The organism is Pseudomonas veronii (genome assembly GCF_001439695.1).
Lineage (GTDB): Bacteria > Pseudomonadota > Gammaproteobacteria > Pseudomonadales > Pseudomonadaceae > Aquipseudomonas > Aquipseudomonas veronii.
The window spans coordinates 44,620-63,368 of record NZ_JYLL01000037.1; the positions used below are offsets into that span (position 1 = coordinate 44,620).

16 protein-coding genes, 1 tRNA gene and 2 pseudogenes are annotated in these 18,749 nt (G+C 60.9%); 6 read left to right on the top strand and 13 right to left on the bottom strand.

What is annotated here, in order from left to right:
- Positions 1-24 precede the first annotated feature (24 nt).
- The 3 genes from TU80_RS27850 to TU80_RS27860 all read right to left on the bottom strand — a co-directional run bounded on the left by TU80_RS27850 (position 25) and on the right by TU80_RS27860 (position 1,926).
- Positions 25-606: an alpha/beta hydrolase gene (locus TU80_RS27850; RefSeq protein WP_017848603.1), complete on the bottom strand. Its 582-nt coding sequence runs from the start codon at positions 604-606 to the stop codon at positions 25-27.
- Between the two features lie 229 nt (positions 607-835).
- Positions 836-1,201 carry a response regulator gene (locus TU80_RS27855; RefSeq protein WP_046385071.1) on the bottom strand — a complete coding sequence of 122 codons (366 nt, stop codon included), beginning with the start codon at positions 1,199-1,201 and terminating at the stop codon, positions 836-838.
- 38 nt (positions 1,202-1,239) lie between these two features.
- Positions 1,240-1,926 carry a Crp/Fnr family transcriptional regulator gene (locus TU80_RS27860; RefSeq protein WP_046385072.1) on the bottom strand — a complete coding sequence of 229 codons (687 nt, stop codon included), beginning with the start codon at positions 1,924-1,926 and terminating at the stop codon, positions 1,240-1,242.
- Between the two features lie 83 nt (positions 1,927-2,009).
- Here TU80_RS27860 and TU80_RS27865 point away from each other — a divergent pair, with 83 nt between their 5' ends.
- Positions 2,010-2,537, top strand: coding sequence for an Mpo1 family 2-hydroxy fatty acid dioxygenase (locus tag TU80_RS27865; RefSeq protein ID WP_057005865.1), 528 nt, complete (start codon positions 2,010-2,012; stop codon positions 2,535-2,537).
- Positions 2,538-2,646: 109 nt separating this feature from the next.
- Here the strand turns inward: TU80_RS27865 and TU80_RS27870 are convergent, their stop codons facing one another.
- The 6 genes from TU80_RS27870 to dibA all read right to left on the bottom strand — a co-directional run bounded on the left by TU80_RS27870 (position 2,647) and on the right by dibA (position 9,027).
- The gene (locus TU80_RS27870) at positions 2,647-3,627 is read right to left on the bottom strand and encodes a sulfate/molybdate ABC transporter ATP-binding protein (protein ID WP_017848607.1); all 981 of its coding nucleotides are present in this window, start codon (positions 3,625-3,627) and stop codon (positions 2,647-2,649) included.
- Positions 3,628-3,630: 3 nt separating this feature from the next.
- A complete protein-coding gene (gene cysW / locus TU80_RS27875; RefSeq protein ID WP_017848608.1) occupies positions 3,631-4,503 on the bottom strand; it encodes a sulfate ABC transporter permease subunit CysW in 873 nt (290 codons plus the stop codon).
- A 13-nt stretch (positions 4,504-4,516) separates the two neighbouring features.
- Complete coding sequence (gene cysT / locus TU80_RS27880; protein ID WP_017848609.1) at positions 4,517-5,335, bottom strand: sulfate ABC transporter permease subunit CysT; 819 nt, start codon at positions 5,333-5,335, stop codon at positions 4,517-4,519.
- Between the two features lie 168 nt (positions 5,336-5,503).
- Complete coding sequence (locus tag TU80_RS27885; RefSeq protein WP_017848610.1) at positions 5,504-6,514, bottom strand: sulfate ABC transporter substrate-binding protein; 1,011 nt, start codon at positions 6,512-6,514, stop codon at positions 5,504-5,506.
- 177 nt (positions 6,515-6,691) lie between these two features.
- The gene (gene oscA / locus TU80_RS27890) at positions 6,692-6,874 is read right to left on the bottom strand and encodes a sulfur starvation response protein OscA (RefSeq protein ID WP_010565387.1); all 183 of its coding nucleotides are present in this window, start codon (positions 6,872-6,874) and stop codon (positions 6,692-6,694) included.
- A 239-nt stretch (positions 6,875-7,113) separates the two neighbouring features.
- On the bottom strand, positions 7,114-9,027 hold the full coding sequence (gene dibA, locus TU80_RS27895) for a phosphodiesterase DibA (protein WP_046385074.1): 1,914 nt from the start codon (positions 9,025-9,027) through the stop codon (positions 7,114-7,116).
- Between the two features lie 166 nt (positions 9,028-9,193).
- On the opposite strand from dibA, the gene desA reads away from it, so the two are divergent.
- On the top strand, positions 9,194-10,378 hold the full coding sequence (desA, locus tag TU80_RS27900; protein WP_046385075.1) for a delta-9 fatty acid desaturase DesA: 1,185 nt from the start codon (positions 9,194-9,196) through the stop codon (positions 10,376-10,378).
- Between the two features lie 202 nt (positions 10,379-10,580).
- A complete protein-coding gene (locus TU80_RS27905; protein ID WP_057005866.1) occupies positions 10,581-11,582 on the top strand; it encodes a sensor domain-containing diguanylate cyclase in 1,002 nt (333 codons plus the stop codon).
- Between the two features lie 64 nt (positions 11,583-11,646).
- Here TU80_RS27905 and TU80_RS27910 read toward each other — a convergent pair whose 3' ends face one another.
- The 3 genes from TU80_RS27910 to gabD form a co-directional block, all read right to left on the bottom strand.
- Positions 11,647-12,855: an HDOD domain-containing protein gene (locus TU80_RS27910; protein ID WP_046385077.1), complete on the bottom strand. Its 1,209-nt coding sequence runs from the start codon at positions 12,853-12,855 to the stop codon at positions 11,647-11,649.
- A 139-nt stretch (positions 12,856-12,994) separates the two neighbouring features.
- Positions 12,995-14,272: a 4-aminobutyrate--2-oxoglutarate transaminase gene (gene gabT / locus TU80_RS27915; protein WP_017848615.1), complete on the bottom strand. Its 1,278-nt coding sequence runs from the start codon at positions 14,270-14,272 to the stop codon at positions 12,995-12,997.
- A gap of 181 nt (positions 14,273-14,453) precedes the next feature.
- Positions 14,454-15,896, bottom strand: a complete 1,443-nt coding sequence (gabD, locus tag TU80_RS27920; RefSeq protein WP_046385078.1) for an NADP-dependent succinate-semialdehyde dehydrogenase — start codon at positions 15,894-15,896, stop codon at positions 14,454-14,456.
- A 370-nt stretch (positions 15,897-16,266) separates the two neighbouring features.
- Here gabD and TU80_RS27925 point away from each other — a divergent pair.
- From TU80_RS27925 to TU80_RS27935, 3 genes and pseudogenes are all read left to right on the top strand, one after another.
- A tRNA-Arg gene (locus tag TU80_RS27925) sits at positions 16,267-16,343 on the top strand.
- Between the two features lie 282 nt (positions 16,344-16,625).
- Positions 16,626-17,295 (top strand): annotated as a pseudogene (locus TU80_RS27930) (DUF927 domain-containing protein); the annotation flags it as partial.
- A gap of 98 nt (positions 17,296-17,393) precedes the next feature.
- A pseudogene (locus TU80_RS27935) lies at positions 17,394-18,237 on the top strand (chromosome segregation protein SMC).
- Positions 18,238-18,342: 105 nt separating this feature from the next.
- Here TU80_RS27935 and TU80_RS34080 read toward each other — a convergent pair.
- Positions 18,343-18,648, bottom strand: coding sequence for a hypothetical protein (locus TU80_RS34080; RefSeq protein ID WP_156422919.1), 306 nt, complete (start codon positions 18,646-18,648; stop codon positions 18,343-18,345).
- Positions 18,649-18,749 lie beyond the last annotated feature (101 nt).

Genomic DNA, 18,749 nt, shown 5'->3' on the forward strand with positions numbered 1-18,749 from the left:
CAGGGACGGGGCGTTGAAAAAGGTTCAGGCCGTGCGCCGGGCGTGATGCTCCAGGCGGCTTTGCAGGCGATAGAGATACGCGAAACCCTGCTCCCAGCGCTGGTGGCCGGACTTCACATTGATATGCCCGGCGCCGGACAAAATGCCGGCTTCAGCGCCCCAGTCGCGCGCCAGCTCCATGGCCCTGGGGGCGCTGACGGCACTGTCGTTGTCGGAGCTGACCACCTGGCTGGGAAACGGCAGCAGGTCGCGTGGAATCGGCGCGAAGTTACGCAGCGCGGGGGCACAGGCCGGGCGTTCGACATCCGCCGGCGCCACCAGCAACGCCCCACGCACCTGCCGCAAAAATTGCAGCGGGGCAGTGGCAGCCCAGTGGGCCACGGTGATGCAGCCCAGGCTATGGGCGATCAGAATCACTGGCGTGCTGTCGGCGGCGATCGCCTCGGCCAGCGCGGCCACCCAGTCTTCGCGACGCGGCGTCAGCCAATCGGCCTGCTCCACCCGGGCGCTGTTGGGCAGGCTGTTCTGCCAATGCGTTTGCCAATGATCTTCTGGCGATCCTTGCCAGCCCGGCACGATCAGGTAACGAATCGATTCGCTGTGCATGGGTGTGCCCTCCTGCAGCGTTTAACGTTGCTGGACAGTATAGGGACGGGGTTTATATTCGTTAAGGAATAAGAAGCTATTTATTAATAACCAAAAGATCAAGCCATGGGAGGGGCGGTGTATCAGCTAGCGCATTCATCAATTGATCCACCGTCATCGGGGGCAAGCTCCCTCCCACATTTAACAGCCGGGCTTGCCCGCGATCGCGAGAGCCCAGGCCACACATCTATCAGCGCCCGCGATCGCGACGCAGTAGTTTTTTCACGCGCATGACCAGCGCCTTGTCTTCAAACGGCTTGAGTAAATAATCATCCTCATGCAATTCCAAGTCGCGCAGACGGTCTTCGATCCCACCCGGGCTGGTCAGAAACAACACCGGCGTCTCGCCCTTGTGCCGAATCGCCTGCTGCAGTGTCCAGGCATTCAGCCCCGGCAGCATCACGTCCAGAATCACCAGGTCGTACTCGTTGCCCTCGACAAGCCGTTGGGCGGCCATGCCGTTGGCCGCAACTTCCACGGAATAACCGGCCTCGTTCAAACCCTGGGCCATCCGCTGTGCTTCTTCGGATTCATGTTCCACTAACAGCACGCGCATAACACACCTCGATTGATCAGACCTGCAGGCTAACACCCTCAGGTGTGCGCCGCCTCACGCAGGCGCTGTGCATCGAGGATTTCGATCTCGCCATAGCCCAGGCGCACGATGCCCTGGGCTTGCAGGTCCTTGAGCAAGGCGTTGGTGGTCTGACGCGACAGGCTCAACATCGCCGCCAGGTCTTCCTGGGGTAACTGCAGCCGGCGTTTTGAGGGTTCGATGTCGCCGTACCCTTCAATGATCATCAACAAACGATGGGCCAGCCGCACCGAGGCGGGCATCAGGCTGAGCTGTTCGAGGCCGATGAAACTCAGGCGCAACTTTTGGCTCATCAGCAAGGCCAAGTCGCGCCAGTACTGCGGGGTTTCATCGAGAATGTCGAGCAATGCCTGCTGGGGCACCTGCAACAGCTTGCACGGCCCGACCGCACAGGCGTCGTGGGTGCGCGGCAGGCCGTCGAACAGGCAGATTTCACCGAACCAGTAGGGCGACTCCACCAGGCTGAGCAGCGCTTCCTTGCCCTGCTCGTTCACCGCGCTGATCCGCAAACTGCCGTCGAGCACCGCATACAAGCCGCAGGGCGGGTCACCGCGCTTGAACAGGTATTGCCCCGCCGTCAGCAGCCGCAGCCGCGCGTGGGCCAGCAGACTATGCTGAAAAGCGCCGGGCAAGTGGCTGAACCAGTGCCCGGCAGCCAGCCGGGGTCGCCATTGCTCTGCGTTCATGAGAACTCCGAAGATTGTCGCCCAACTGACAGTTAGGCGAAGGCTGACAGGGCATGATCAAACATCCTACAGGAGGAATAACAATGAAAAGCCTCGTCGACCACCTCAGTCAATACGCCGCCTACCACCGCGACCCGCGCAATATCGCCAGCCACTTTATCGGCATCCCGCTGATCGTGGTCGCCGTCGCCGTGTTGCTTTCACGCCCGGAGTGGCCGCTGGCCGGGCTCTGGCTGTCGCCGGCGCTGATCGTCGCGCTGCTTGCGGCGTGGTTCTACCTGCGCCTGGAACTCGCGCTGGGCGTGCTGATGAGCGTGCTGATGGGCTTGTCGGTGTGGGCCGGGCACGTGCTGGCGGCGCAAAGCACGCCGGTCTGGCTCAGCGGCGGTATCGGTATGTTCGTGGTGGGTTGGGTGATTCAGTTTGTCGGGCATTACTACGAAGGCAAGAAGCCGGCGTTTGTGGATGATGTGTCGGGGCTGATCGTCGGGCCGTTGTTTGTGGTGGCGGAGTTGGCGTTTTTGCTGGGGTTGCGGCACGAGCTCAAAGAGCAGATTGAACGCCGCTCCGGGCCAGTCGCTCGCCGCGATCTGAAGCCGAGAGAAGTCTGAATGTGGGAGGGGGCTTGCCCCCGATTGCAGTGGGTCAGTCACTGAAGATATTGACTGATACACCGCTATCGGGGGCAAGCCCCCTCCCACATTTGTTATTGCAGTGTGTTCAGGCTTTTTGCCAGACCTTGGGTTTGAAGAACAAGGTCTCGCCCCGGGCCAGGCCGATCAGGCTGTCGTGGTCTTTCACCACTTCGGCTTCGATCAGTTCGCTCTGGCCTTCGACTTTCAACGTCACCCGCGTGGTCGCCCCCAGCGGCCGGATATCGCGCACTTCGGCGGCATGGTGGTCTTCCAGTTCATGGCGCGACAGCGACACTTCGTGAGGGCGGAACAGCACGTGTTGGTCGCCCCCCAGGTGCAGGCGGTTGGAGTCGCCGAGGAAGTGGTAGACGAAATCGCTGGCCGGGTTTTCGTAGACGTCGCCCGGTGAGCCGATCTGCTCGATCACGCCCTTGTTCATCACCACGATACGGTCGGCAACTTCCATCGCCTCTTCCTGGTCGTGGGTCACGAACACCGAAGTCAGGTTGATGTCTTCGTGCAGGCGCGCCAGCCAGCGGCGCAGCTCTTTGCGCACCTTGGCGTCGAGGGCGCCGAAGGGTTCGTCGAGCAGCAGCACTTTGGGCTCCACCGCCAGGGCGCGGGCCAGGGCGATGCGCTGGCGTTGGCCGCCGGAGAGTTGTTCCGGGTAGCGGTCGGACAGCCAGTCCAGTTGCACCATGTTCAACAGTTCGTGGACTTTGACCGCGATCTGGCTTTCGTTCGGGCGCTGGTTTTTCGGCTTCATGCGCAGGCCGAAGGCGACGTTATCGAACACGGTCATGTGGCGGAACAGTGCGTAGTGCTGGAACACAAACCCGACGTTGCGATCACGCACGTCGTGGCCGGAGACGTCTTCACCGTGGAATACGATGCTGCCGGTATCCGGGGTTTCGAGACCGGCGATGATGCGCAGCAAGGTGGTCTTGCCGCAGCCGGAGGGCCCCAGCAACGCCACCAGCTCGCCACTCTGGATGTCCAGGTTGATGCTGTTCAGGGCCTTGAAGGCGTTGAAGTTCTTGCTGACATTACGGACTTCGATGGACATGGATTATTCCTCAGCCGCAGCTGCGCGCAGGCGGTTGATACGGTTCTCGCTCCACTGCTTGAGCAGCAGGATGAAGAGCGCCAGGATCAGCAACAGACTCGCCACCGCAAACGCAGCGACGTGGTTGTATTCGTTGTAGAGAATCTCGACGTGCAGCGGCAACGTGTTGGTCACGCCGCGAATGTGGCCGGACACCACCGACACCGCGCCGAACTCACCCATCGCCCGCGCGGTACACAGCACCACGCCGTAGATCAGGCCCCATTTGATATTCGGCACGGTGACATGCCAGAACATCTGCCAGCCATTGGCGCCAAGCAGCCGCGCGGCTTCTTCTTCCTGGGTGCCTTGTTCCTGCATCAGCGGGATCAGCTCCCGGGCCACGAACGGCACGGTGACGAAGATGGTCGCCAGCACGATGCCCGGCAAGGCGAACACGATCTGGATGTCATGCGCCTGCAGCCACGGGCCAAAGAAGCCCTGGGCGCCGAACATCAGCACATAGACCAGGCCCGCGATCACCGGCGACACCGAGAACGGCAGGTCGATCAGCGTCACCAGGATGCTCTTGCCACGGAACGAGTACTTGCTCACGCACCATGCGGCGCTGACGCCGAACACCACGTTGAGCGGCACCGAGATCAACACGGCGACCACCGTGAGCTTGAGCGCCGACAGCGCATCGGGCTCAAGGATCGCGGTGAAGAACGCGCCGAGGCCATTCTTCAAGCCCTGGGACACCACGATAAACAGCGGCAGCACCAGGAACAGGAAGAACACCAGCCAGCCCAGGCTGATCAGGATGCGCCGCGACAACGCACTGCCACGCCGGGCAGCGTTGGCCGAGGACGCGGCGGAGATAGACGATTGGGACATGTTCCGCGCCTCCTTATGGGTGTTCGATGCGCCGCTGCAGCAAATTGATCAGCAGCAGCAACACGAAGGAAACCACCAGCATCAGCACACCGATGGAGGTGGCGCCGTGGTAGTCGTACTGGTCGAGCTTGACCATGATCAGCAGCGGCAGGATCTCGGTCTTCATCGGCATGTTGCCGGCGATGAAGATCACCGAACCGTACTCACCGACGCCACGGGCAAACGCCAGGGCGAAGCCGGTCAGCCAGGCAGGCAGCAACGCGGGCACGAGGATGTAGCGAAACACCTGCAACGGCTTGGCGCCCAGGCAGGCGGCGGCTTCTTCGATTTCCCGGGGGATATCGGCGAGGACCGGCTGCACCGTGCGGACCACGAACGGCAACGTGACGAAGGTCAGCGCCAGGGTGATGCCCAAGGGGCTGTAGGCGATCTTGAAGCCCAGGTCGGCGGCGAACTGGCCGACCAGGCCGGTCGGTGTGTACAGCGCGGTCAGCGCGATACCGGCGACGGCCGTGGGCAGGGCGAACGGCAGGTCGATCATCGCATCGATGATCTTGCGCCCGGGGAAGGTGTAGCGCACCAGCACCCAGGCCAGCAGCGTGCCGATCAGGCCATTGATCAGCGCGGCGTACAGCGCGGTGCTGAAGCTCAACTTCAATGCCGCCAGCACACGCGGTGCGGTGATGATGTTCCAGAACTGATCCCAGGTAAGTTGAGCGGCGTGTACAAACATCGCCGCGAGGGGGATGAGTACGATCAGGCTGAGGTACACCACGGTGTAGCCCAGCGTCAGCCCGAAGCCGGGTATGACGGGGGAAATACGACGCGACATAAAAGTCCTTGGTTAGCAGGTCTGACACACAAAACCCGCAGGTGAATGCGTGCTCTGTAGGAGCGGGCTTACCCGCGAAAAACGTCAACGATAACGCGCACATTCTGGGTGCACGCGGTGCCTGGACCTTCTTCGCGAGCAAGCTCGCGCCTACAGAGGGCGGTGTTTTTATTGCGCCGAGTAGATCTGGTCGAACACGCCACCGTCATTAAAGAATTTCGGCTGCGCAGTTTTCCAGCCGCCGAAGTCTTTGTCGATAGTCACCAAATCCAGCTTCGGGAACTGCTGGGCGTATTTGGCGGCGATTTTCTCATCGCGTGGGCGGTAGAAGTTCTTCGCCGCAATCTCCTGACCAGCCGGGCTGTACAGGTGCTTGAGGTACTCGGTAGCGATCTCGGTGTTGCCCTTTTTCTCGGCGTTCTTGTCGACCACGGCCACAGGCGGCTCGGCGAGGATCGACAGGGACGGTACGACGATGTCGAACTTGTCGGCGCCGCCGTTTTCTTTCAATGCCAGGAACGCCTCGTTTTCCCAGGCCAGCAACACGTCACCCTGACCGTTGTTGACGAAGGTGATGGTCGAACCGCGCGCCCCGGTGTCGAGGACCGGTACGTGCTTGAACAGCTCTTTGACGTATTCCTGCGCCTTGGCTTCGCTGCCACCGGCTTTCAGGCCATAGGCCCAAGCGGCGAGGAAGTTCCAGCGCGCACCGCCGGAGGTTTTCGGGTTCGGGGTGATGACCGCCACGTCTTTCTTGATCAGGTCGCCCCAGTCCTTGATGCCTTTGGGGTTGCCCTTGCGCACCAGGAACACGATGGTCGAGGTGTACGGGGTGCTCGCATCCGGCAGGCGGGTCTGCCAGTTTTCCGGCAGGGTCTTGCCCAACTTGGCGATTTCGTCGATATCGCCGGCCAGGGCCAGGGTCACGACGTCGGCACGCAGGCCGTCGATCACCGCACGGCCCTGTTTGCCCGAGCCGCCGTGGGATTGCTGGATCTTGACGCTGTCGCCGGGGTGGGACTGTTTCCAGTAGCTGGTGAACTCAGCGTTGTAGTCCTGGTACAGCTCACGGGTCGGGTCATACGAGACGTTGAGCAACTCGTAGTCCTTGGCAACGGCAGACCCGGCAAACACGGCGCTGGCCAAGGCAGCCAGGGCGTAACGGCGAATCGACGACATAGAAAGCTCCTGAAATTCCGGGGTGTTGGCTGACGACTGCAGGAGCGAGCTGGCTCGCGAAAAACGTCAACGATAACGCTGCGCATCAGGTGCAACGCGTTGCCTTCAAGCTTTTCGCGAGCAAGCTCGCGCCTACAGGGGCATTTTTTATAGTGATGGGTCTATCGCCGCTCTTGCTCAGGCCGGTTTGTTACCCGGGTTCTGCAGGCGGAATTTTTCTTTGCGTTCGATCTGTACTACTTGAGCGTTGTGTACAGTGATTTCCACCGCGCCAAAGCGCAGATCGCGCAACGCGCTCTGGATCTCACGCAAAATGGCTGCTTCGTCCTGGCCGTCGACGCTACGTAGAGATGCGCTCATGGTCTCGCTCCTGAAATGAATAGTGCCGCGCAGTGGCGGCACTGCTTGCGGCGTGAGGGCGATAGTAGATAAGCGCGGATATTCTTAAAAATACTATTTAAGAATGTTTATATAACCAGAAAGAATTTTCTGGCCGGACGTGGGGTTACGACGGCGTTTTGTGGCCAAGTGCCAAAATCGAGCCTGGCGAATATCCAATTGTGGGAGGGGGCTTGCTCCCTCCCACAGTTGACTGCATTTCAACTCTGGATGGCGGGTGCCCGGTCCCAGTCGATTTCACACGCTGGCATCGGGCGGCCAAACCAATAGCCCTGGCCCATGTCGCAGTTTTGCTCCAGCAGGAACCGCGCCTGTTCCACCTGTTCGATCCCTTCGGCGTGTACCTGCATGCCCATGCTTTTCGCCAGGGCGATCACCACGCGCACGATGGCGGCGTCGTCTTCATCCCACGGCACCCCGGCGACAAAGCCCTGGTCGATCTTGAGCTTCTGCACCGGCAGGCGCTTGAGGCGCAGCAGCGACGAATAGCCGGTGCCAAAGTCATCAATGGCCAGGCGCAGGCCCAGCTCGCGCAGGCGGTGCAGTTGTTCCAGGGCCACTTCGGGGTCTTCCATCACCGCGCTTTCGGTAACTTCCAGCTCCAGGTAAGCCGGGTCCAGGCCAGTGTCGTGCAGCACCTTGGCGACTTGCTCATACAACTCGCGTCGCGCAAACAAGCGACTGGACACGTTGATCGCGATAAACCTCAACGGCGCGCCGTCCTCCAGCCACTGGCACATCTGGGCGCAAGCCTCGTGCATGACCCAGGCGTCGATATCGGCAATCAACCCGGTGCGTTCGGCGATGGGGATGAACTCGACCGGCGGCACCAGGCCACGCTCCGGGTGTTGCCAGCGCACCAGGGCTTCGACGCCGATCAGGCGGCTGGTGTGCAGGTCGTGAACCGGCTGGTAGTAGACACGCAGCTCCTGCTGGTCGAGGGCGCGGCGCAGTTCGCCGGCAATTTCCACGCGGTTCTGCGCGTGGGCAGTCAACTCTTCGGTGTACAACGCGTAGCCTTCACGGCCGACGCTCTTGGCCTTGAACAACGCGGAATCGGCGTTACGCAACAACTGCTGGGCACTCAGCGCGTCGCTGGGAAACAGGCTGATGCCAACGCTCGCACTGATAAACAACTGGTGGCCGTCGAAATTGAACGGGAGTTTCATCGCATCGAGCATGCGTTGCGCGAGCGCGGCGGCCTGCACCACCTGTGGACAGTTTTCCGCCAACACCGCGAATTCGTCCCCGCCCAGCCGCGCCAGCGTCACGCCGGTGCCGAACTGGCTTCTCAGGCGTTCACCGACCAATTTGAGCAACTGGTCGCCGACGTTATGGCCCAGGCTGTCGTTGATGATCTTGAAGTGGTCCAGGTCGAGCAGCAGCAACGCACAACCGCGTTTATGCACTTGCGCCGAAGCCAGGGCCTGTTCGGCGCGGTCGGTGAACAGCAGGCGGTTGGGCAGGTCGGTCAGCGGGTCGTGGTGCGCGAGGTGCGCCAGTTCGTGCTCGGAATCCTTGATGGCGCTGATATCGGAAAACACCGCGACGTAATGGCTGACATGGCCGAGGTCGTCGTGAATCACCCGGATGGTTTGCCACTGTGGATAAATTTCGCCGCTTTTGCGCCGGTTCCAGATTTCCCCGCTCCACTCGCCGGTTTGTTCCAGGGCCAGGAACATCTGCTGGTAAAAACTCGACGAATGGCGGCCTGACTTGAACAAGCTGGGTTGCTCGCCCATGACATCTTCGCGCCGATAGCCGGTGATCGCCATAAAGGCCCGGTTCACATGGACGATCTGCCCCTTGGCATCGGTGACCAGCACCCCTTCACGGGTGCAATCGAACACGGCAGCGGCCTGGCGCAGGCGCTCGCGGCTCTCTTTGAGCGGTTGCTGCAATTCGTTGACGCGCGCAAAGCGCGCGCACATCAGGTAAATCACCAGGGCGCTGAGGGCCACCCACACATAGCCGCGCAGCTGCAGCCACTGATTTAACTCAACCGGGTCATCGAGGAACTTGATCAATACCCGGTGAGTAAGCACAACCCACAGCAGCGAAACCAGCAGATATACCAACCCCGCACGCCGGGCACCTCGGTATGAGAACAACATATGGCCAGTAATCCTTACTAAAAAGCTAGATTCGCCCTAAAAAGGTTACGGATTATAGAATAAGAAACATCCCGTCACTCCTATCTGAAAGGTCGGCTGGTTTTCTCTGTGAGCTTAGTGATAATGCGTGAGCTGTTTTTTTCTTTATCTGAGGGCCATACAGCCTATGTGGTACAACGGTTTTCTTGACCTGTCAGCCTGGCAACTGGTGGCAGTCACCCTGTTGATGACCCACGTGACCATTATTGGGGTCACCGTCTATCTGCACCGCTATTCAGCCCATCGCTCCCTGGAGCTCAATGCCGGCCTGAAACACTTCTTCCGCTTCTGGCTGTGGCTGACCACGGCGCAGAACACCCGCGAGTGGACCGCCATCCACCGTAAGCATCACGCCAAATGCGAAACCGTCGACGACCCGCACAGCCCCGTCATTAAAGGCCTGTCTACCGTATTGCGCAAAGGTGCCGAGCTCTATCGCGCCGAAGCGGAGAACCCCGAGACCCTGCGCATCTACGGCAAGAACTGCCCGGACGACTGGATCGAACGCAAACTCTACACGCCCTACCCGCTTTTGGGTGTGGCAATCATGGGTGTGATCGACCTTCTGCTGTTCGGCACCATCGGCATCACCATCTGGGCGATCCAGATGATGTGGATTCCATTCTGGGCCGCCGGTGTGATCAACGGCCTCGGCCACGCCGTGGGCTATCGCAACTTCGAATGCCGGGACGCGGCGACCAACCTGGTGCCGTGGGGCATCATCGTGGGCGGCGAAGAGCTGCACAACAACCACCACACCTACCCCAACTCCGCCAAACTGTCGGTGAAGAAATGGGAGTTCGACCTCGGCTGGGCGTGGATCAAGCTGTTCAGCTTGCTGCGCCTGGCCAAGGTGCAGCGCGTCGCGCCGATCGCCCACCGCGTCGAAGGCAAGGGCCACCTGGACATGGACACCGCCATGGCGATCCTCAACAACCGTTTCCAGATCATGGCCCAGTACCGCAAGCTGGTGATCGGCCCGCTGGTCAAGCAGGAACTGGAGAAGGTCGATCACTCGGTGCGCCACCAGTTCCACCGCGCCAAGCGCCTGCTGTCGCGGGAAACCAGCCTGCTGGATGACCGCCACCACCTGCGTATCCAGAGCATGCTGGAACACAGCCAGGCCCTGAAAGTGATCTACGAAAAGCGTCTGGCCCTGCAGCAGATCTGGCTCAAGACCAGCTCCAACGGCCACGATATGCTGGCCGCGATCAAGGAATGGGTGCATGAGGCCGAGGCCAGCGGCATCCAGTCCCTGCGCGATTTTGCCCACCAATTGAAGACCTACTCGTTGCGCCCTGCAACGGTGTGAACACGCGGAGGGGGAAGGCTTGCCTTCCCCTTTGATCGCTTTTTTGACGCCATTCTCCAGACACCCATAAATCCGTCACAATCGCCCCCAATGACGGAACTTAGACGCAATTCGCCCCTCTCAAACAACACTTCGCCATCATGGTGGCCCCTTGTTGTGACCGCTGCTGAACCCTGCGGCGCGCCCAGAGAGAGTTGTGCCGATGGTCCAAGAAAAAACGCACCTGCCCGATCCCCCCACCGCTGAACCCCCACGCCCCGCAGCCGCAGCAACCTTGCTGGCGTTGATGCACGCCCAGGGCGAGGTCGAGCGGCTGAGTGAGCGTGAGCAATTACTCAGTTCCCTGCTGGTCAGCGTGAATGCGGTGCTATGGGCCATCGACTGGGCGTCGCGACGCGTGCTGTATGTGAGCCCGGCGTATGAGCGGGTGTTTGGCCGTTCCGCCGGCATGCTGCTGGCCGACCACCGGGAATGGCGCAACAGCATTCACCCCGAAGACCTCGACTACGCCGAACACAGCCTGGCCCGCGTACTCGAACAAGGCGCCGTGGAAGACCGCGAGTACCGCATCATCACGGCCGGCGGGCAGATTCGCTGGCTCAGCGACAAGTGCTACATCAACCAGCAGGCCGAACCGGGCGAGCCGTTGATCGTGGTCGGCATGGCCGAGGACATCACCGACAAGAAACAGTTGGAGCTGGAACTGCACCGCCTGGCCACCACCGACGTGCTGACCCAGAGCAGCAACCGCCGACACTTTTTCGAATGCGCCAACCAGGCCTTCGACAGCGCCCGCGCCCAGGCTGCGCCGCTGGCATTCCTGCTGCTGGACATCGATGACTTCAAGGACGTCAACGACACCTACGGCCACTTGGAGGGCGATCAGGTGTTGCGGCGCATTGCCGAGAGCGGTCGTGGCGTACTGCGCCGTGGCGACCTGTTCGGGCGCATTGGCGGCGAAGAGTTCGCCGCCGTGCTGCCCGGTTGCGCGCCGGAGATGGCGCTGCAAGTCGCTGAGCGGCTTGGCAAGGAAATCCAGGCGTTGAGCTTCAGCTATGAAGGCCACGCATTCACCGTGACGGTCAGCCAGGGCCTGGCCAACCTCAACGAGCAAGACTCGACCCTGAACAACCTGTTCGCCCGCGCGGATGGCGCCATGTACGAGGCCAAGCGCCTGGGCAAAAACCGCGTGGTTGCTGGCTAGAGGATCAACACAGAGCAAATGTGGGAGGGAACCTGCCCCGCCCACATCTGAACTTCATAACCCTTTAGGCCTTGCGCAACCTCATCAGCTCCGACAGCCCCATTTTCAGCAAGCGCGCGGTCTTGCTCCTGGCCAGCGCTTCCAGCCCTTCATGCTCGGTCAACCGCGCCATCTGCGCCGCCAGGTTCATCACCAGCGCCTCCCGCGAATACACCCCGCCTTCCAGGGAGTAGATCGCCGCGATCAACTGGCGCAGTTCCAGCGGCAAGCGCCAACGCGTGCGCAACGCCGAACCGTAGGCGGCACCCAAGGCGTGCAGCGACTCGCCAATCGCTTCGTCATCCAGCGCCCCGCCACCCTGGCGCCAGTCTTCCAGGCAGCGCAACAACGCCAGGTCGCCGAGCCGATGCAGGATGCCCGCGCTGTAGCAGCGCTCGTGGTCCAGCTCCAGCATGCGCGCCAGACGGCGGGCGTAGTCGGCGGTGTCCTGGGACAACTGCCAGTGACGCTCGGCATACGCCACCAGGCCCGGATCACCCAATACCACGTTGTGCTTGAGCGCCAGGCCGAGTATCAGGTTCATGCTTTGCCCGGCCTGCAGCTTGTGCAACGCCGCCGACAGGGTCTGCACCGGCGTGCCGTGATGGCCGGCGCTGTTGGCGGCGGCGATCAGCACGGCGGTGATCTGCGGGTCCATACACACGCGGTCTTCCAGGCACTTGAGGTCCAGGCCCTCCGGCCCGAGGCTGTCTTGCACGGCGGCCTTCACATCGACCCACAGCGGCGCGCCATCGCAGGCGTCGCGGCGGCGCTCGAGGAACACCGGCAAGGTCATGCCCGGCGCCAGTCGCGGCACTTCGCAGTACACGCTTTCGCCTTCGTTGAGCAGCAGGTCTTGCAGGCGCTGGGTCAGGCCGTCCATGTTCAGCGGTTTGGTCAGATACGCCGTGGGCGCCAAGGGCAAGGCCTCACGCACGCTGGCGCTGTCATTGCGACTGCTCAAGAGGATGAACGGCAACGCGGGCGAGCGACGCTGCTGACGCACATTGCGCAACAGGCTCAGGCCATCGATGCCCGGCAGTTCCCAATCCGCCACGATCAGGTCGTAGGCTTTGTCGCGCAGCAGCGTAGCCGCTTGCCGGCCATCGCCACACATATCCAGCCGTGCGTCGCAACGCACATTCAACAACACCTGCTTGAGCAGGTCCCGCGACCAAGGGTCTGCCTCAGCAATCAACACCCGGGGTACAGCGGGTAAATCCACAGCACTCATCCTGCACGCTCCATCTGCAATGCCTGCACCTTAGACAATGCGGCGGCCTACGTACAATGAACAACCACTGAATGTGCTGCATCAGGTAAAAAAAAACCCGCCGAAGCGGGTTTTTTCTATCGATCGGTTCAGCCCGGGCTTACAGCTCGGAGAAGCACTCTTCGATGATTGCCAAGCCTTTGTCCAGTTGCTCGTCCGGCGCGGTCAGCGGCACCAGGATGCGCAACACGTTGCCGTAAGGGCCGCAGGACAGCAGGATCAAGCCTTTCTCACGCGCCTTGGCCACTACAGCGGCAACGGCAGCAGCGTTTGGCTTGTGGGTGTCGCCACCTTCGAACAGCTCGATCGCGATCATCGCGCCCAGGGCACGCACGTCGCCGATCACCGGGTACTTGGCCTGGATGGCCTTGAGGCCGGAAACCAGACGCTCGCCGACGGCTTTGCAGCGATCCAGCAGGTGCTCTTCTTCGAACACTTCCAGCACGGCCAGGGCCGCGGCGCAAGCGATCGGGCTACCGGCGTAGGTGCCGCCGAGGCCGCCTGGCGCGATGGCGTCCATGTATTCGGCCTTGCCGCACACACCGGCCAACGGGAAACCGCCGGCGATGGATTTGGCGAAGGTGGTCAGGTCGGCAGTCACGCCCATCTGTTCCATGGCGAAGAACGTACCGGTACGGCCGGCACCGGTTTGCACTTCGTCGGCGATCAGCAGGATGCCGTGCTTGTCGCACAGTTCGCGCAGGCGCTTCATGAAAGGTTTAGGCGCGACGTAGAAACCGCCTTCGCCCTGCACCGGCTCGATGATGATGGCAGCGATATCACGCGGCTCGGCATCGTTCTTGAAGATGCGTTCGATGCTGGCGATGGAGTCGTCGACGCTCACGCCATGCAGTTCGTTCGGGTACAGCGCGCGGAAGATGCCGCCTGGCATCAGGCCCATGCCGGCCGAGTAAGGCACGACTTTACCGGTGAGGCCCAGGGTCATCATGGTGCGACCGTGGTACGCGCCGGTGAACGCGATGATGCCGGCACGGCCAGTGGCAGCGCGGGCGATTTTCACGGCGTTCTCAACCGCTTCGGAACCGGTGGTGACCAGCAGGGTTTTCTTGGCGAAATCACCTGGGACCTTGGCGTTGATTTTTTCGCACAGTTCCACGTAAGGCTCGTAGGCCAGTACCTGGAAGCAGGTGTGGGTCAGCTTGTTCAGTTGCTCGGTCACGGCCGCGATGATTTTCGGGTGTACGTGGCCGGTGTTCAGCACGGCGATACCGCCGGCGAAGTCGATGAACTCGCGACCTTCAACGTCGGTCACGGTGGCGTTCTTCGCGGACTCGGCGAAGATCGGGTGAATCTGGCCAACACCGCGCGGTACAGCGGCTTCACGGCGTTTCATCAAGGAAGCGTTGGTCTTGCTCATAAAGTCCTCATTCGCCACTCATCGGGTGGCGTTGTTCAAGGAATACGTGGCGGGGGGCAACTACGGCAGCATGCGATGATCGACTGACACAGCGTTCCCGGCCACTACGAATAACGGTGTAAAACACGCAAAGGGTCAGCGCTCTCGTGCCCTTTGCGTTTGCAGCAATGCCTTGCCGGGCTTAGATGCCCAGGCAGAGGTATTTGATTTCCAGGTAATCCTCGATCCCGTACTTGGAGCCTTCACGGCCCAGGCCCGAAGCCTTGATACCGCCGAACGGCGCCACTTCGTTGGAGATCAACCCGGTGTTGACGCCGACCATGCCGTATTCCAGGGCTTCGGCCACACGGAACACACGGCTCAGGTCACGCGCATAGAAGTAGGACGCGAGGCCGAACTCGGTGTCGTTGGACATCGCGATCACTTCGGCTTCGTCCTTGAAACGGAACAGCGGCGCCAGTGGGCCGAAGGTTTCTTCCTTCGCCACAGCGGCATTTTTCGGCACGTTGGTCAGGATGGTCGGCTCGAAGAAGTTACCTTCCATGACCTTGCCGCCCGCCAGCAGCGTGGCGCCTTTGGCCAGCGCGTCCGCAATGTGTTCCTGGACCTTGGCCACGGCTTTGCCGTCGATCAGCGGGCCGGTGGTGGTGCCGTCTTCCAGACCGTTGCCGATCTTGAGCTTGGCCACCGCCACTTTGAGTTTTTCCGCGAACGCGTCGTACACCGCGTCTTGAACGTACAGACGGTTGGCGCAGACGCAGGTCTGGCCGTTGTTGCGGTACTTGGAGATGATCGCGCCTTCGACGGCCTTATCCAGGTCAGCGTCGTCAAACACGATGAACGGCGCGTTGCCGCCCAGCTCCAGGGACACTTTCTTGATGTCCTTGGCGCATTCGGCCATCAACTGGCGACCGATTTCGGTCGAGCCGGTGAAGGACAATTTACGCACGATCGGGTTGCTGGTCAGCTCGCTGCCGATATCGCCGGCGCTGCCGGAGACCACGCTGAACACGCCTTTCGGAATGCCGGCACGCTGCGCCAGTTCAGCCAGGGCGAACGCCGAGAACGGCGTTTGCGAGGCAGGCTTGAGCACCATGGTGCAACCGGCGGCCAGGGCCGGGCCGGCTTTACGCGTGATCATCGCGGCGGGGAAGTTCCACGGCGTGATCGCAGCGGTCACGCCGATCGGTTGCTTGATCACGATCAGACGCTTGTCCGGCTGGTGGCCGGGAATCACATCACCGTAGATGCGCTTGGCTTCTTCGGCGAACCACTCGATAAAGGAGGCGGCGTAGACAATTTCGCCCTTGGCTTCGGCCAGCGGCTTGCCCTGTTCCAGGGTCATCAGGCGCGCCAGGTCTTCCTGGTTCTCGATGATCAGCTCGAACCAGCGGCGCAGCTTGTTGGCGCGCTCCTTGGCGGTCAGCGCACGCCAGGCCGGCAGCGCTTTGTCCGCCGCTTCGATGGCGCGGCGGGTTTCAGCGGCGCCCATCTTCGGCACGGTGCCGAGAATCTCGCCCGTGGCGGGGTTGTTGACCTTGATGGTCTGACCGTTGTCCGCATCGACCCAAGCCCCATCGATAAAGGCTTGCTGGCGGAACAACTGGGCATCTTTAAGCTGCATGTCGGCTTTCCTTAACAGCACCGCGCGCGCGCGGAGCGAATTAGAGTTGTTGAAAGGCGCCTTTGGGGGCTGCCGTCAGGGAAATCAGCCCCTGCGTGCAAGCAAGTGGAGAGCGCACGGGAGACAGAGCGTTTGAAATCTCAAACGAATCCTAGGATCAAAGGGGGTACAGGGCAATAGGATGTTCGAAAAAAAGAACGAAAACCGCTTATTTGCCGGTTTTATCAGATCAACGACCTCAAGCCCCGCCCCCCACCACCGAGCCACAGCGCCCGACGCAAGGCCCCAACACAGACAATTCCCACCCGCCAGCAGCCAAAAACCAGCATGGACGCCCAAGGTCGACATGGGTATGATGTCGCCCGCACAAGCATCCGTAGCTCAGCTGGATAGAGTACTGCCCTCCGAAGGCAGGGGTCGTGGGTTCGAATCCCGCCGGGTGCACCATATAGCAGTCTCGAGCTGTCTCAGACAGTCTACGAAACATCCCAAGAAGCCCGCCTTGTGCGGGTTTTCTTGTTTCTGGCTATCCGTCTCTCTCCAACCCGATAACTTCCCGCAATGCATGCCTTGAGATTCCTATGACTGGAGGCATACAGGAAGTGAAGCGCACTGGAATCAAACGCCGCTCATTAGCGAACACTACTATCGCAAGCCTGGAGCCTTAGCACGCTACCTATCGGGAGCGGGACGGGAACGGCTTGTACTTCAGAGTGAAACCAAACGGGCAAGGCCCGTGTCGCCAAATACTACGCCCCCCCCTCATCGCCTTTCTGCTCGCACTGTGCGCGCCTTGGGGAAATGCTCAGGTGGTCGGTGATTGTTCGCCGCACGGTGGAGCAGTTCATCACCCAAAACCGGTCCCCCCTCGGCCAGTGGGCAAGCCCAACGCGCAGCCCTTCGCTTCGGCCTTGCAACAGCGGCCGGAGAGTTGGCCACCGCCTTTGGCGTCACCGGATGGCTGGATGGCACGGCCACGACCGCCGCACGGGCATGTCCGCATGCGTGGCTGGCCGAACGTGGTGCGACTGCGCCAGGTCATCGAGCGATTTGGCGAAAGCCGCTTTACGCGCTGGGAATCTGCCGCCGCCAAGATCGATGAGCATGGCCCACGCACGATTGATCGACTGGGCTTTCGCAAGACAATGGAAGACGGCATGGGCGATGCCCTGCACGCCACCAACACCTACTACGTGCTGCCTGAAGCCTGGAGGGCCGAGATCTTCAAGGGCATGAATATCAGTGCGGTGAACAAGGAGCTGCTGCAACGGGGCGTATTTGAGCCGGGAAGTGACGGCAAGGCGTACAGCTTGATTCGCCTGCCCGGGCTGGGGCCCCGCGCTGCTATGTGGTGAAGACCGTTCCAGGAACGGACGAAGGCGAGGCCAAGGCCGCCTGACGGCGAGCCTGCTGATCGAGGTAGCGCCGGCTCATTACCGGCCTTGCCAGCCATTCGACAACCATCCCTATTAACCGCAGTACCCAGAGACAATACAGATGAACACTATCCAAGAATTGAAAGACCGCCGCGACCAACTGACCCTCGAAGTGGAGAGCATTCAGGGTGACCTGGCTCCCTTTGAAGAGGCGCTGGAAAGCCCGGAGGTTATCCAGCAGGGCCGTCAACGAGCCGTGCAGGATGAAATCAACGATCACAAAAGACGCATCGACTCGCGAAATCTGGAGATCAGCAACCTGAATCAAAAGATTCATCGCCTTGAGAGATTGGCAAACCGTGAGAGCTTGGCTGCGGGATATCTCAGCGATATGGCGAACTGGAAAGCCGACGAGATGGAACTCAACGAAAAGCGCAGCAGCATCGAGACCCGGTTGCAGCAGGTCCGCCAGAGCGATCAGGAAGACATGGCAAAAGCTCGACAAGCTGAAACGGACGCGGCCACCGCTTATGCACAGGCTGTCGCCTGGGGCGATGTAGAGGGCGAAAAAGCGGCTAACGCAGAAGCTCAAAAGGCAGCAAAAAACCTCACGGCAGCGGCTGAGCATCACCGCCGCCAACAACTGCTCATCACCGCACTGGAGCAGGAGCTGGTGACGATTGATCTGCATATCACAGAGGCACAAAAGGAACGCACCGAGATCGGAGAATAAAGCGGCTCACCTGGCGAACACTGTGCTAGAAGAACAGTGGAATGAGGCCGCCAAAACACTGCTGGAGACCGGCGGCAAGCTGTGGGCCGCACGCAACCTGATTAGTCGTGACCCGGTTGCACTGATGAAGCTGGATATCCCTGAACTGGGCGGGCACTTTGGAAGCTGGACCTGGCGAGAACTCGCGGCTCGCTCACACCAACACAGCCTGCTTGACCTGTTGGCGGCCTAACTCAAACCTTCCCCGAAGCAACCGGCGAGGGCCGGTTGATTCGGGCCAACCATCGGTCTAACCATGAATAAACCACTACAGAATAGTGCTCAGATGCCGGATTACCTAAAGGCCCGAAAGCTGCATTTGAACGGGATAATTGTCGGCATGGCCGGAATGAAAAAGCTCAACGCAAGAGGAATCAAAGAAACTAAAGTTGAGACGCTCACGATTGATGCAATCAAGGCAGAGCTTGATTTCATTGACCTCCAGCTCAAGAGAAAGAGCGGTTGATGAAGACGCGGAAGCTGAAGCAGCTTCCGCTTCGCTAGATTCTCCCATTACACAAAATGGCTCCAGATTTTTCAGCTTCTGATTAATGGCGGCTCTGGGCTTATGACCGCTTTCGGCCCAGAGTGTGTAAAAACGCATTTGTACACTGTCGGCGCGAAGCGCCGACGGCTGTTAGCTGAGTAATTGCTCACAACAAGTCCTGCGGATCATCACTTGGGTCTGGGAGCCCCCTGCGTCGC

Bases quoted from the DNA above. Each gene is read 5' to 3' on its own strand.
- TU80_RS27850 (WP_017848603.1), bottom strand. From the start codon at position 606: ATGCACAGCGAATCGATTCGTTACCTGATCGTGCCGGGCTGGCAAGGA.
- TU80_RS27855 (WP_046385071.1), bottom strand. From the start codon at position 1,201: ATGCGCGTGCTGTTAGTGGAACATGAATCCGAAGAAGCACAGCGGATG.
- TU80_RS27860 (WP_046385072.1), bottom strand. From the start codon at position 1,926: ATGAACGCAGAGCAATGGCGACCCCGGCTGGCTGCCGGGCACTGGTTC.
- TU80_RS27865 (WP_057005865.1), top strand. From the start codon at position 2,010: ATGAAAAGCCTCGTCGACCACCTCAGTCAATACGCCGCCTACCACCGC.
- TU80_RS27870 (WP_017848607.1), bottom strand. From the start codon at position 3,627: ATGTCCATCGAAGTCCGTAATGTCAGCAAGAACTTCAACGCCTTCAAG.
- cysW (WP_017848608.1), bottom strand. From the start codon at position 4,503: ATGTCCCAATCGTCTATCTCCGCCGCGTCCTCGGCCAACGCTGCCCGG.
- cysT (WP_017848609.1), bottom strand. From the start codon at position 5,335: ATGTCGCGTCGTATTTCCCCCGTCATACCCGGCTTCGGGCTGACGCTG.
- TU80_RS27885 (WP_017848610.1), bottom strand. From the start codon at position 6,514: ATGTCGTCGATTCGCCGTTACGCCCTGGCTGCCTTGGCCAGCGCCGTG.
- oscA (WP_010565387.1), bottom strand. From the start codon at position 6,874: ATGAGCGCATCTCTACGTAGCGTCGACGGCCAGGACGAAGCAGCCATT.
- dibA (WP_046385074.1), bottom strand. From the start codon at position 9,027: ATGTTGTTCTCATACCGAGGTGCCCGGCGTGCGGGGTTGGTATATCTG.
- desA (WP_046385075.1), top strand. From the start codon at position 9,194: ATGTGGTACAACGGTTTTCTTGACCTGTCAGCCTGGCAACTGGTGGCA.
- TU80_RS27905 (WP_057005866.1), top strand. From the start codon at position 10,581: ATGGTCCAAGAAAAAACGCACCTGCCCGATCCCCCCACCGCTGAACCC.
- TU80_RS27910 (WP_046385077.1), bottom strand. From the start codon at position 12,855: ATGAGTGCTGTGGATTTACCCGCTGTACCCCGGGTGTTGATTGCTGAG.
- gabT (WP_017848615.1), bottom strand. From the start codon at position 14,272: ATGAGCAAGACCAACGCTTCCTTGATGAAACGCCGTGAAGCCGCTGTA.
- gabD (WP_046385078.1), bottom strand. From the start codon at position 15,896: ATGCAGCTTAAAGATGCCCAGTTGTTCCGCCAGCAAGCCTTTATCGAT.
- TU80_RS34080 (WP_156422919.1), bottom strand. From the start codon at position 18,648: ATGCGTTTTTACACACTCTGGGCCGAAAGCGGTCATAAGCCCAGAGCC.